We start from the raw sequence: 16,140 nt of genomic DNA on the forward strand, positions 1-16,140 counted from the left end.
TAGCAACGACACGATCGCTCATCTTCTTTCATATATTTTTTAAAATAAAGGAAAATATACTAAATTAGAGCAGAATATTGAACCTGTTCTGTCGAGTTATACATCGCCAATCTACCATTATGCGTAAATTATCTACTTTTGTAAGTAAAAATGTAAAATTATTGACATGGATAATACGAGGTCATATAATTACATTATTATACATAAAAAGGAAGGATATCATTATGATTACTGGACACTCCAATATCAGAGAGAATCCGAGCAGTTCATTTCATGTAGCTAAAGAAGAAAGACTATATTGGTCACAACATCCGGTTAATAGAACAAAAACGGAGTATCCCAAAGAGAAAACGGTACATCAGTTATTTGAGGAACAAACCCTGAAAACTCCTGATCATATCGCGCTTGTCTCGGGAGAGAGACAGCTCACTTATCAGGAAGTTGATCAGCAATCCAATCAGATAGCGGCTTTTCTCCGTCAAAAGGGAATGGGTCGTAATAAAATAGTAGGCATTATGGTAGAGAAGTCCCCTGAGATGATAATTGGTTTATTAGCCGTTTTCAAATCAGGGGCTTCTTATTTACCTATTGATCCTGAAGCGCCGCAGGATCGGATTGAGTATATGCTGCGTGACAGCGGCGCAAGCATGCTGCTAACGTCATTAACTTGTAAGGATAAAAGCCAATATGACAGCATGGAGTCCATTTTTTTGGAAGAAGAGGATTTCGGCTGTTTTCCCTCTCATTCATTAACTCATGTTAACGATGCTGCCGACCTAGCTTATATTATTTACACTTCGGGGTCGACGGGATACCCTAAAGGAGTAGCGATTTCACACTACAGCGCAATCCGGGTGGTTCGGAATACAAATTACATAACAATAACCGATGATGACAGCGTCCTTCAGATGTCCAATTTTGCGTTTGACGGCTCGGTGTTCGAAATTTTCGGTGCTCTCTTGAATGGAGCCCGGCTGGTCATGATTGACAAGGAGCAGGCACTGGACATCACCCAATTAGCTGCGTTGACAAAACAGCAGCAGATAACGGTTATGTTCATAACAACTGCTTTTTTTAATGCTATTGTAGAGAGGGAAATCTCCTGTTTCGAAGATGTCAGAAAAGTGCTGTTCGGGGGTGAGAGAGTTTCTGTCACCCATGCGAAGAAGGCATTAGCCTATATGGGTCCCAACAAGCTTATCCATGTTTACGGCCCGACAGAAAGTACTGTATTTGCTACCTATTACCCCATTAATAAAATCCATGAGGAAGCAACAACAATTCCGATTGGAAAACCTATAGCCAACACCACTGTGTTCATTATCGATGAACATAATAATCCAGTCCCCATTGGTACACCGGGAGAGCTGTGTATATCAGGAGACGGTTTGGCTGCAGGTTACTTGAACAACGAATCACTTACCTCCAAGAAATTTATCCCCCATCCGTTTATTCCGGAAGAACGCATGTACCGCACAGGTGACTTGGCACGATGGCTGCCTGATTACAATATTGAGTTTCTGGAAAGAATCGATCAGCAGGTTAAACTTCGTGGTTTTCGCATTGAACTTGGAGAAATCGAGAATCATTTGTTAAAACATGAAGCGGTTACGGAAACGTTCGTTACTGTTAGAGAGAACCAAGCAGGTCATAAACATATTTGCGCATATATGACAGCGGAAAGGGATATTACCGTTGAGGAGTTACGGACTTTCTTAGGAAGAACGTTACCCGATTATATGATTCCTGCCTATTATGTAAAGTTGGACCGGCTGCCTCTTACAACTAATGGAAAAGTAGATAAAAAAGCTTTGCCTGAGCCGGATGGCAGTATAGTTACCGGGTCTGAGTATGTGGCTCCGAAAAATGATACGGAACAGAAGCTTGCAGCCATTTGGCAAGATGTACTTCAGATCAGCCGGATTGGAATAAATGACAGTTTCGTACATCTGGGCGGGCATTCCTTGAATGCCATTGAACTGATTGCCCGAATAAATGAGCAGTTGAACGTGAATTTGCCTTTAAATCAGCTTTTCCGTTTATCAACAATAAAAAAAATCGGAGCTTATTTAGAAGAAAATCAGGAAAACGTAGCGGATGAAGGCTATTTTTCTGATATTGGGGATCCCGGAAGTATGCATGAGCCTTTCGCTCTAACCGGAATTCAACTGGCTTACCTGATCGGCAGAGACGCGACATTTGAAATGGGTGGAGCTGCCACGAATTTTACCGTCGAGTTTGAGGCAAACGCGGATATAACAAAAGTGAATGCAGCTCTGCAGAAACTGATTGCCAGACATCCGATTTTACGTACCGTTGTGTTTGAGAACGGGACGCAGAAAATCATAGAGAAACCTCCCCTCTATACGGTTGAAGTGCTGAATGCAACGAATTGGATCGAGCCTCAAATTGAATCCGATATGCAGGCCGAAAGGCAGCGGATGCTCACTAAAATTATCAATCCCAGCCAGTGGCCTTTGTTTGAAATCAAAGCTTACTTGTTGCCAAGTCGCCAATATTACTTCTATTTGAACATAGATCCATTGATCTGTGATGACAGCAGCTTGAAAATTTTAATCAAGGAGTTCAAATGGCTATATGATCACAGTGAAAGTCAGCTCCTTCAGCTTAAATACACTTTCAGGGATTATGTTCTGGCCATGGCGGAATTTAAACAATCGGGACGTTATTTAAAAGATAAGCACTACTGGATGGACAAACTGGAAACCTTCCCCAGTTCTCCAGCTTTGCCGTTAAAATGTAGTCCAGCACATGTAGATGTGCCTCGCTTTAAGAAGTTTTCTAATTTTATGAATGGTATAGATTGGAACAAATTAAAACAGAGAGCAAGAGAGCGGAATGTCACGCCCACATCGGTTCTCTGTGCAGCTTACGCCTATGTGCTGGCTTATTGGAGTAATCAGGAACGTTTTGGCATCAACCTGACGGTATTCAACCGCATTCCTTTTCATGAAGATGTGAAAAAAATGGCTGGGGACTTTACTACCCTCATGTTACTTGACATTAATGCAGCCGAATCTTCGCATTCCTTCTGGAATTTTACTGACCGGGTTCAGGATTCCTTATTGGAGGCACTTGAACATAGGCACTATGACGGGGTGGATTTTATTCGCCAACTCGGCAGAAAGCATAATATGAAAAAAAGAGCAGTAATGCCCATTGTATTTACAAGTGTGTTGAATGAGAATCCGGAAGATTCATTTGACAAGTTGTTCAATTTTGAACAAATCAAGTTTTTCAGCACCAGAACCTCGCAAGTTTTTATTGATAATCAGGTTTACGAAATCAACGGCGGTTTGTATATTACATGGGATTTTGTTGAGCAGTTGTTTGACGAGGACGTCATCACATCTATGTTTGAGCAATATTTGCAAATTTTGAACGAGATCATTACAGCGGATCGGGTATCGGAAATCGAAATCAGTGCAGTCAGCAGACAAATTATTGAGCAATATAATAATACCCGTTTGGATCTGCCGGTCTGTCCTCTGCATGAAATGCTTAGCAATACTGCAAAGAGTATGGCAGAGAATATTGCGGTCCGGCACCACGAGAACACCATGACTTATCGGGAATTGGATGAGAAATCCAATCAAATCGCCAGGTATTTTATGGAGAAAGGAGTCAGCAAAGGCGACTATATTGGTGTGATCGCCAAGAGAGGCATCAATACAATTGTTAATTTATTTGGGGTTCTTAAAGCCGGCGCCGCATACATTCCTCTTGATCCGGATTATCCTGATGAGAGAAAACAATATATCAGGGAAAAATGCCAATGTAAATTTTTCATAGAGCCCAGTCTCTATGAGCAAGAATTACTTCACACCTATTCAGCAGAAGCAGTGGACAGCGGTGTGACCCTTGAGGATATGGCCTATGTTATCTTTACTTCCGGCAGTACGGGCAATCCAAAAGGGGTCCAAATTACGCATGGGGCTGCCGCAAATACGATACTTGATATCAATTCAAAGTTCAATGTTACGGCTAATGACCGCATTATGGGAATATCGTCCTTATGTTTTGATTTGTCTGTCTATGATGTATTTGGTGCGCTCAGCAGTGGAGCTGTCCTTGTGATTATTGATGATCAGCGTGATATGTTCCGGTTGAAAGAGGTCATTGAAAAAGAAAAAATCACGATATGGAACTCTGTACCTGCCATTATGGGGATGGTTGTTGATTTGTACTCACTATCGGAGCAGAATAACGATCTGCGTGCAGTTCTGCTTAGCGGCGACTGGATTCCCCTCCAGCTACCCGCTAAAATAAAAAAAATTTTCAGGAACACTGAAGTAGTTAGCCTGGGAGGAGCAACTGAGGCTTCTATCTGGTCGATATATTATCCCATTACACAAATAGCTGAGGAATGGAAGAGTATTCCTTACGGCATACCTTTAGCAAACCAACAAATTTATGTCCTTAATCAAAACCGGCAACCCTGTCCGGTGAATGTAGAGGGTGAATTGTATATAGGCGGGACAGGTGTGGCCAACGGTTATATTCATGATGAGGAAAAAACCAGACAGTCTTTTATTCTGCACCCGCAGCTAGGACATATTTATAAAACCGGCGATTATGGTGTGCTTAAACCTGAAGGGGTTGTTGAATTCCTGGGGAGAAAAGACAGTCAGGTTAAGATCAGAGGGTATCGAGTAGAACTGGGCGAGATCGAAAATTGTCTTTTGCAGAGTAAAGATGTAAGGAAAACGGCGGTCATTGATTCGGCTGATGAGCAAGGGACCAAGCATCTGTATGCTTTTATTATCTCAGACAAAAATGCCTATTCGTTGTCTTTAAAGCGATTCCTGCAAAATAAGCTGCCCGGTTATATGATTCCAACGATGTTCTTTAATGTCGATGAAATCCCTTTAACCGTAAACGGTAAAGTTAATAAAGGGCTGCTTGAGGAAGTTGTCCGGCAGCATCATTTAACGATGAAAGAGAGTGCACCCGTCTATGCGGAGCCGGCAGACCCTACGCAGAAGAAATTATTGAGCATATGGAAAGAAATTTTCGGTCTTGAACACATAAGCACGGATGCAAGTTGCTTCGATTTAGGCGGGGATTCACTAAAAATTATGGCGATTGCGGCTGAAGTGAAAAAGCAGCTTCACATTGAGATTCCGATCGGTGAAATGTTTAGACATGATACCATTCATTCTCTGAATCAATATTTGAAAAGCAGGTCTGATGCCAAACAGGATATCACAATTGAGACAATACCTGAGCAGGAATATTATGCAACCTCAGCTGCTCAGAAAAGCATGTATATGTTATCCCTTTTTGAAAACAACAGGGGGGCATACCACATTCCAATGGGGCTGTTTGTAGAAGGGAAACTTCAAATTGGCCGTTTGGAGCAAGCGCTGCAAACCTTCATCGAGAGACATGAAATATTAAGAACCGGATTTGAAGTTATTCAAGATGAGCTTGTGCAAAAGGTTCATGCAGCAGTGGAGTTCCGACTAGAGTATGACGATTTAGGTGATATTGATACGGACACGGATCAGCTGATTGCCTTAACCAGTAAACTGTGCAAGGAGTCGACCCAATCTTTTGATTTGAGCAAGCCGCCATTGATGCGGGCAAAAGTGGCTAGAATCGGTCATAACCAGCACTTGTTTATCATTAATTTCCATCATATTGTTGCTGACGGGGCGTCGCAGGGCATTTTGATGAATGAGCTTCTGGAACTGTACAGCCATGATAATTTGCCCGACATTGATCTCCACTATAAAGATTATACAGCTTGGCAAGAGAACTACAGCCAGTCGGATGTTATTAGAAAGCAAGAAGCTTACTGGCTTGAAGTCTTCAGCAGCGAGCCGCCGAAGCTGGAGCTTCCTTATGATTTCAAACGGCGTGAAGTGAGCAGTTATGAAGGCAATAACATCCACATCCCATTAGGAAGCGAATTATCCAATCAAGTTAGACAGCTTGCCAAGGAAACGGGATCAACACTGTATATGGTAATGCTGAGCGCGTATTATATATTGCTTTATAAATATTCACATCAAACGGATATTGTTGTAGGAACAGCCGCTTCGGGAAGATTGCATCAACCATTGCAAAACATGTTTGGTGTGTTCGTGAATACGATTGCCATGCGGAATCAACTGAATGAAACAGAGAGCATCAAACAGCTTATTGAACAGATTAAACATACAACCGTTGCTGCCTTCGAACATTCAGAATATCCGTTTGATGAGTTGGTGCGCAAGACAGGGTTCGATAGAAATGCCAATCGAAACCCTTTATTTGACACGATGTTTGTATTGGAAAATGCAGATCTATTCACCCGGATGAAGGACGGCTTGAAAATGTCTCCCGTTATGTTCAATCTAGACAACGCTAAATTTGATCTCACATTCAACGTGCTGGAATTCGAGAATGAAATGGTGCTTAATATCGAATATTCCACCGAGCTTTTCCATTTCGACACCATCCGTCGTATGGGGGATAACTATGTCACATTACTTACGAATATTTCTTCCAATCTGGATTTGAAGGTAAAGGATGTAGATTGTCTGGCACCGGCAGAGAAAACACTACTGATGGATACGTTCAATCAGGCAGCGATGGACTATCCGCAGGAACAAACGGTGAATCAATGGTTTGAAGAGCAGGTTAAGCGCACACCGGATCATCTTGCGCTGGTTATGGAAGAGCAGCAGATGACCTACCGGGAAGTAGATGAGCGATCCAATCAGCTTGCCCGTGTACTTAGGAGCAGTGGTGTTCAACCGGATAGGATTGTAGGTGTTTTGTTGGAGCGTTCTGTAGATGCCGTGATCGGCATGCTGGCTGTACTCAAGGCCGGCGGAGCGTTTTTGCCGATTGATCCTGCTTACCCGGCTGACCGAATAAATTATATGCTTCAAGACAGTCAGGCAGGATGGTTATTGACAAGAAAAGAATTATCCAAACAAGTGAATTTGTTGCAAAATGACGAAATTTCCCTAATCGATATGGATGATGCCCGAATCGGTGCAATGGACTGTCACCGTATTGACAGCCGGCACGTCAGCGGAAATTTGGCTTATCTTATTTATACATCGGGTTCCACGGGTAAACCGAAAGGGGTCATGATTACTCATCAATCCTTGGTCCATCTGTGTACCTGGCATAATACGTGTTACCAGATTACAGCAGAGGACCGGAGCGCGAGCTACGCAAGTATGAGCTTTGATGCGTTTGTGTGGGAGGTATTTCCCTACTTGCTGTCGGGCTCATCTGTACACTTGATCAGTGAAGAGATACGGCTTGATGTAATCCGTATCAATGAATATTTCCATAAACATCAGATAAGCATTGCATTTTTGCCGACACAGATTTGCGAGCAATTTATGAGACTTGATAATCGCTCGCTGCGGACATTGTTGACCGGCGGTGATAAGCTTAACTATTTCGAAACAAAAAATTACCAGATTGTGAACAACTATGGACCGACCGAGAATACGGTGGTGACGACAAGCTTCACCATTGATCAGGCGTATACCAATATACCCATTGGCCAACCTCTGCCCAATACAAAAGTGTTTATTTTGGATGCGCATGACCTCTTTTGTCCAATAGGCGTCCCAGGGGAGCTTTGTATCAGCGGACCAGGCTTGGCTTCCGGTTACTGGAACAGACCGGAGTTAACCGCCGAGAAATTCGCAAGTCATCCGGCTGTACCTGAAGAACGAATGTACCGAACCGGAGACCTGGCACGATGGATGCCTGACGGAAATATCGAGTACCTGGGTAGAATGGATGACCAAGTTAAAATACGCGGTTTTCGGATTGAGCTTGGAGAGATCGATAACCTTTTGCTGCAGCATGAAGGGGTTAAAGAAGCCGTCGTCTTGGCGAAAGAGGAAGGTAAATATTCTTCATATCTCTGCGCGTATATTGTAATGGACAAAACGGAATCCAAACATGATACGGAAGATATTAAACAATACTTATCTGGAACATTGCCTGAATATATGGTGCCTTCCTATTTTGTCACACTGGATAATCTGCCGTTAACACCGAACGGGAAGGTGGACAGAAGGGCGCTGCCTGATCCGGAAACGGTAAACCGCCCATTAATTACCTATGAGGCGCCATCTAATGAGACCGAAGTTAAGCTTGCTGCGATTTGGCGGGATATTTTGGGAAAAGCGGACATCAGTGTCCATGACAACTTCTTTCACATTGGCGGGCATTCACTTATGGCAACCCTGCTTATTTCAAGGTTGCATAAGGAGTTGCAAGCAGTAGTTCCTTTGGGACAATTATTCCGTACACCTACGGTCAGAGGACTTGCAGAACATATCACGGATAGCAAACAGAGCGAATATATGACAATCCCACAAGCCGCTCCAAGGCCTTACTATGAGCTGTCCCCGGCACAGAGAAGGATTTATATTTTAAATCAGTTGGACCACGCAGGAACAACTTACAATATGCCTTTTGCAATGAAAATAAAGGGTGAGCTTAATGTACAGCAGTTAAGCCATGCATTCTCTCTTCTGGTAGCAAGGCATGAATCGCTCAGAACTTCCTTTGTCATGCTGGATGGTAAACCGGTGCAAAGAATAGAAAAGGATACAACATTTACAATTCAGTACAATCGATTTAAGTCTGGCGACAATCCAAATATGCTGACCGACTGGGTTAAACCTTTTCAACTGGACCAGGCACCTCTTATGAGGATTGAAGTTGTGCGTGTGGATGAACATGAGCACATCATGCTGTTTGACATGCACCATATTATTTCAGACGGTGTGTCCGTAGCAATTTTGCTTGAAGAACTGGCGGAACTTTATAGAGGCAATCAGCTTGCTCCAGTATCTGTGCAATACAAAGACTACGTTCATTGGTATGCCGAGCGTTACAGGTTTGAGGGGTGGAAGCGGCAAGAGCAACATTGGATGGATGTTTTCGAGGGGGGCATCCCTGTTCTTGAAATGCCAACCGATTATGCTCGTCCGAAAAATAGAAGCTATCATGGTGACCAGCTTCACGTTCAACTGGATATAGAATTAACAAACAAGCTTGATCAGATGGCAAAGGAGCACGGTGCAACGATGTACATGCTGTTCCTTACCGCGTTTACAGCGCTTTTGTCCAGATACACGGATCAGGAGGATATTGTGATCGGCACACCGGTTGCAGGCCGAGACCACGAGGATTTACGCCGGGTTGTAGGCATGTTTGTTAATACACTGGCTTTGAGAAACAAGCCGTTCGGGCATCAAACGTTTCGTGAATATCTCCAGCAGGTAAAGGAAAACACTCTGAAAGCCTACGAAAATCAGGATTACCCGTTTGAACGACTGGTTGACCTGACAGACGTGAAGAGAGATGCATCAAGAAATCCACTGTTTGATGTGATGCTTGTCCAAAATACGGAACAGATCAGTCTGGACATTGACGGCTTGCAGTTTACACTGCTTGAAGACGGGGCCAATCGTTCCAAATTTGATCTGACGATAAGAATGAATGAAACATCAGAAGGCTGGAAGCTGGAGCTTGAATATTGTTTGGACTTGTTCCGCAAGGAACGCATGCAGCAATTCGCCGCGCATTTTATTCAGGTACTGAAGCAGGCGGTGGAAATGCCGGATATTCAACTGAATCAGTTAGATATCCTGACTGAGCAAGAGAAAAGAATGCTGGTGTACGGCGTTAACCCTACGAAGCAGACCTATTCAAAAGAAAAAACGTTAACCTCCCTGTTTAAGGAACAAGTAGATCGAACACCTGACGCTACGGCTCTGGTATATGAGCATATCAGTATCACGTATCGTGAATTGAATGAAAGGGCAAACAGCCTGGCAATCCATCTTCGTGCCAAAGGAGCTGGTCCTGAAACGGTAATCGCAGTAATGATGGAACGTTCGATTGAGATGATTGTTGCTGTCTTTGGAGTACTAAAAGCCGGCGGCGCATACTTGCCCATTGATCCGGACTACCCAGACGAGCGCAAAAAATATATGCTGTCGGACAGTGGGGCGTTGTTGTTATGTGTTGCCGATGACAAAGGTTGGAACAGCGATATCTTTAATGGAGAGATGATCCGGCTCAATGCGCTGGATTCTGTTCAAGGTGCTGAACCGGAACCGCTGAACCGTTCAAGTGATGCCGCCTATGTGATATATACATCGGGATCAACAGGACAGCCCAAAGGTGTTGTGATTGAACAGTTCAGTGTTCATAACTTGGTGGGCGGATTAGATACAGCTATATACAGCCATTATCCAGCTCCGCTGAACTTTGCCTTGATCGCACCATTTGTCTTCGACGCATCCGTAAAACAAATTTTTGCATCGTTACTTTTAGGCCATACGCTGCACCTTGTTCCCAAAGAAACAAGTTGGGACGCCGACCGTCTGCTGGACTATTATGTGCGACATGGTATACATGTTTCTGATGGCACACCGGCTCATTTGAAGCTGCTTACTTTTGCCGACAGCAGCCGGAAGGCTAAACTGGACATCAAGGAGTTTATTATTGGCGGTGACGTGCTAACTCATGACCTCTTAAATGAAGTGTACGGAACCCTGCCCGGACTTACAGCTAACGTAACCAACGTATATGGCCCCACAGAGTGTACTGTTGATGCAGTATACAACCGGGTTATTTACGGGGAACAGAAGCGGACGGGAGGAATACCGATCGGACAGCCGTTACAAAATACGGCCATTTACATTATGGATCGCTCACAGCGTCTTCAGCCGATTGGGGTTACCGGGGAGTTATGCATCGCTGGAGAAGGCGTAGCCAGAGGATACTTGAACAAACCGGAGCTGACGGCGAAGAAATTTATAGAACACCCCTTTGAGCCCGGGAAGAAAATGTACCGCACCGGTGATTTGGCCAAATGGCTTCCCGATGGACAAATTGAGTTTGTTGGCAGAGTGGACCACCAGGTTAAGATACGTGGCTATCGTATTGAGCTTGGGGAAATTGAACATCAACTAATCAGGCTGGAACAGATTGAAGAGGCTGTTGTCACTGCTGGAAAAGATAATCACAATAACGACTACCTATGTGCCTATATTGTTACTCGTCAAGAATGTACCCTGATGGATGTAAGGGAGTGCTTGGAAAAACATATGCCTGCCTATATGATTCCTGCCTATTTTGTGAAGCTAAACCGCCTGCCCCGGACGGTGAGCGGGAAAGTTGACAGGTCACAATTACCCGAACCGGAAAAGACCTTTTTAAACGATTCTGAGTATGAAGCACCAAGGAATGATAAGGAACAGTTGATGATTCAAATTTGGCAGGAGGTACTGGACTTCAGGCAAATCGGTATCAACCACAACTTCTTTGCTGTGGGTGGTGATTCGATTAAAGCTCTCCAAATTGTATCCAAGATCGCTAAACAGGGTCTAAGACTGGAAATGAGAGATTTGTTTGCGCATCCGACTATCCGCCAGCTAAGCAAATATGTCAAAGAAATCTGCATTCGACATGATTACGATGAACGGGTGACAGGGGAAGCAGTATTGACGCCTATTCAACAGCGTTTCTTTGAACGAAACTGTGTGGAACACAACCATTTCAATCAATCCTTCATGCTGTACAGAAATGGAGGATTTAATGAGCGTGCTGTAGTGCAATCTTTCAACAAGCTGATGGAGCATCATGATGGATTAAGAATGTCCTACAGTAAGAATGCAGACGGCCATATAACACAGACAATTATGGACTATGAGGACCAGATGTTTGAGTTGGATATTCATCATCTCAAAGGTATAGAGCATCAGGAGCTTTTCATTAATAAGCAGGCTTCAGAGATACAGAAAAAAATGTCCATAGAGAAAGGGCGTCTTGTGAAACTCGGTCTGTTCCGGTTGGATGAAGGCGATCATCTGTTAATTGCGATTCATCATCTGGTTATTGACGGCGTATCCTGGCGAATATTGCTTGAAGATTTTGAGCTGCTCTATCAACAGGCACTGAACGGTGAACGCTTGAACATCGACTACAAAACAGATTCTTTCAAACATTATGCTTCTCAATTAAAAGCTTATTCAGACAGCTATTTATTAGGAAGAGAGAAGCCGTATTGGCAGTTTGTCTCCCGGGTGAAAACGAGCTTTCTGAATAACCAAAGAGCAAAATCAGATAAGCCCAATGTGTTTACCAACAGCCGCACAGCTGTAGTTGGGCTGGGAAAAAAAGAAACGCAATGGCTGTTAAGAGAAACAAACCGGGCCTATCATACAGAAATTAATGATATTCTGCTGACTGCGCTTTTGTTGAGCGCAAGAGAAATTGCAGATGAGAACCGATTCAAGATTATGCTGGAAGGTCATGGGCGCGAGAATATTGGAACAGGAGTCGACGTGAGCAGAACAATCGGATGGTTCACTTCGGTATACCCAGTTGTTTTCGAACTGTCCGGAGAGCAGTATCTTCCATTGTTGATCAAAACTGTAAAAGAAACAATACGGAACATCCCCAATAAGGGTATTGGTTACGGCATACTGAAATACTTGTCGGATATCCAGGATTTTGCGGATGAGACGGAAGCTCCTATCTTATTCAACTATTTAGGAGAATTGGACAGCGGACTCAACAGGAAGGAGTTTCAAGCATCCAGCATGCCGACAGGCCAGACGGTTGGAGGACAACTCGCCAGGGCACATCTTTTTGAAATCAATGCGGTTGTCATGGATGGGACATTTGTTGTGCATACCTCTTATAATGCATTGGAATATGACGAGCATATCGTAGATCAGTTCAACCGCCTCTTTATGCAGTATTTGGAGCTCATCATCCGACATTGCAAAGATAAGAAAAGCAGTGAAAAAACTCCTTCGGATTATGGTAACCATCCTGTCTCGTTGGTTGAGTTAAAATCTATGGAGGAAAAATACTATCCCTTCACAATTGAGGAAATTTACACGCTCACGAATTTGCAAGCGGGTATTTTATATCATTCACTGGAAAATAAATCATCAAATGCATATTTTCAGCAGGTGTTAATGGATTTACATGGTGAAATCGATGTTGACACATTAGAGCAGAGCTTTCATGAAATCATACAGCGTCATGAGGGACTGAGAGCTGCCTTCGAGTATAAGCTTGTTGAACACCCCCGTCAGGTGATTCTGGATAACCGCAAAGCTGTATTTGTTTATCTTGATTGGGCCGGAGAAAGCGCCGGGAATCAGGAACAGCTTTTGGAAGCCTATAAAGCTTCCGACAAAGCGAAGGGCTTTGACTTAAGCCGGGATATGCTTATCAGGATTTGTCTTATGAAAACAGCGGAACGTTCTTACACCCTGCTGTTGAGCCATCATCATATTTTGATGGACGGCTGGTGCCTGAATATCCTGATTCATGAAATGTTCCATATATACGCTAATCATATTACCAGAGAACCGTATCAGCTCGAAGAACCGAGACCATTAGGTGATTATCTGCAATGGCTGGACCAACAGAACAAAGAAGAAGCCATTGCCTATTGGAAGGACCATCTCCAAGGTTACCGAGAGCAGGCGACATTCCCGAAAACAAGCTTGAACCGACGGGATGGGCAACATTCCGTAAAGGAAAAGGAAGTCCGCTTCTCTCCCGGCCTTACAAGTCAGCTTAAACATTTGGCGGCTAAAAACCATGTTACTTTCAATGCTTTATTCCAAACCATCTGGGGGCTTGCACTATGCAGATACAATGAAGCTGAAGATGTTGTATACGGAACAGTTATTTCTGGCAGGGAAACGGATGTAGACGGGATCGAAAATATGATTGGTCTGTTCATCAATACAATTCCGACCAGAGTGCGGCTGAATAGTGAACGTTTGTTCACAGATGCCATGCGTCAAGTTCAAGAGGAAGGCATGCAGGGACAAAAATACGGTTACGTGAATCTTGCAGAAATCCAGGAACAGAGCGGGTTAAAGCGGAATCTGCTTGATCATGTCCTTGTGTTTCAAAATTTTTCCGAAGTTCAAGCTTCCGGAAATCAAGATCGCAACCGTACAGGATTTACCCTCCAGCGCGTATATGGCAATGAACATACCCACTATAATCTGAGCGTGGCTGCTGTCCTTCAGGAACGTTTTGTACTGAAAATGGCGTACAACGAGAGTGTGTTCGACGCTGGCCTAATTGACCAACTGGAATTGCATCTGCTTCATATTGCCAAGCAAATTACGGTTAACGAAGAGATCCGAGTGAAAGACATCGTTCTGGTCAGTGAGGACGAAAGACAGAAGCTGGGGTACCTGTTCCATGGCAAACAGACGGATTATCCCAGAGAAAAAACCATTCCAGAGCTGTTCGAAGAGCAGGTGGAGAAAACGCCGGATGCTGCTGCGGTGGTGATGGGCCATATCCGTCTGAGTTACAGGGAGCTGCATGAAAAGTCGAACCGGCTGGCCGCTCGCCTGCGCGCCCGGGGAATTCAGAGCCAAGCCATTATCGGACTGATGGCAGAGCGTTCGCCTGACATGATCGTGGGTATTCTCGGCATTTTGAAGTCGGGTGCGGCGTATCTTCCCATGGATCCCGAATGGCCAAGCGAACGGATCGAGCATATGCTGCACGACAGCGGGGCGGCACTGCTGCTGACTCAACAGCAGTGGATGACCGGCCTGCCATCCGGGACAGAGGCGATGCTGCTGGACTCGGATGAGGAGGACATGGCTGCCGCGGAGCTGGGCCGGGAGCCGGAGACTGGCAGTGCGGACGATTTGGCGTATATCATTTACACCTCCGGTTCAACGGGAACGCCGAAGGGCGTCATGATCTCCCATGCCAATGCGATCCGCGTCGTGCAAGAGACGGATTATATCACGATTCGCCAGGAAGACGCGGTATTGCAGCTATCCAATTATGCCTTTGACGGTTCGGTCTTTGATATCTTTGGTGCTCTGCTGAACGGAGCCCGGCTGGTTTTGATTGAACAGGAGACGGTGCTGGATATAGCTAAGCTGGCGGAAGTGATGAACCGGGAGAACATTACGGTGGCGTTCATGACCACCGCACTCTTCAATGTGCTGGTGGACCGGGAGCCAGACTGCCTGAAAGGGCTCCGCAAGCTGTTATTCGGCGGGGAGCGCGGATCGGTCATTCATGCGAGAAAGGCGCTGGCAAGCCTCGGCCCGGACAAGCTGATTCATGTGTACGGACCGACGGAAAGTACGGTATTTACCACCTACTATCCGATCAATGAAATCGATGAGGATGCCGGAAGCCTTCCGATCGGGAAGCCGATTGCGAATACATCGGTATGGATCGTTGATCGGAATCAGCAGCTCGTGCCTCCGGGAGTGCCTGGAGAGCTGTGTATTTCCGGAGACGGCTTAAGCCGGGGATATTTAAATAACGAAGAACTGACGGCTACCCAATTTGTGCCTCATCCCTTCGAGTCGGGGGGACGGATGTACCGGACCGGAGACCGGGTTCGCTGGCTGCCGGACGGACAGATCGAATTTCTGGAGAGAATGGACCATCAGGTCAAATTGCGGGGTTACCGGATCGAGCTCGGGGAAATCGAGCAGGTTCTGCTGGAACATGAGAACATCCGGGAAGCCATCGTGCTGGCAAGGAAAGATCCGGCCGGTCAGGATGTACTTTACGCGTACGTAACTGCAGCGGTTGAGCTGAGCCGAACGGAGATCCGGGCATACGCGGGAAGCCGCCTGCCGGGTTACATGATTCCGGCTTACTTCATTCTGCTCGACCACTTGCCACTGACAGCCAACGGGAAGGTGGACCGGAAAGCCCTGCCGGAGCCTGACTCTAGCGCACACGCCGAAAGCGGATATGCGGCACCAAGCAATTACGTAGAAGAACAACTGGTATCCGTCTGGGAAGAAGTGTTAAATATGAAGCCCGTCGGTACTTCTCATAATTTCTTTGAAATCGGCGGTAATTCGCTTAAAGTTATGCACGCCGTACAGTTAATTAATAAAAAGTTTCATACCGAATTGAGTATCAGTCAATTTTTCGAGCATCCGACGGTCAAACAGCTGGCCTTCTATATTTTGAGCGGAGACTCAATACATTCAGACTCGAATGAATATATAGAGGAAGAAATTTAACTGTCTGTCAACGAACAGCCTGATCGGAATTCAGAGTATCTGGAAAGCCGCACATTCTCATGATTTTTTCATAGTGGCTGGATAA

General features: G+C 44.9%; 1 protein-coding gene. It reads left to right on the plus strand.

Annotated features, from left to right (window positions below; translation table 11 throughout):
* The first annotated feature begins 224 nt into the window (after positions 1 to 224).
* Positions 225 to 16,055 carry a non-ribosomal peptide synthetase gene (locus tag PDUR_RS10840; protein ID WP_042206282.1) on the plus strand — a complete coding sequence of 5,277 codons (15,831 nt, stop codon included), beginning with the start codon at positions 225 to 227 and terminating at the stop codon, positions 16,053 to 16,055.
* Positions 16,056 to 16,140: the final 85 nt, after the last annotated feature.

The sequence above is a fragment of the Paenibacillus durus genome, assembly GCF_000756615.1.
Taxonomy (GTDB): Bacteria; Bacillota; Bacilli; order Paenibacillales; family Paenibacillaceae; genus Paenibacillus_AQ; species Paenibacillus_AQ durus.

Coding starts and splice junctions, on each gene's coding strand:
- PDUR_RS10840 (WP_042206282.1), top strand. CDS start 225: ATGATTACTGGACACTCCAATATCAGAGAGAATCCGAGCAGTTCATTT.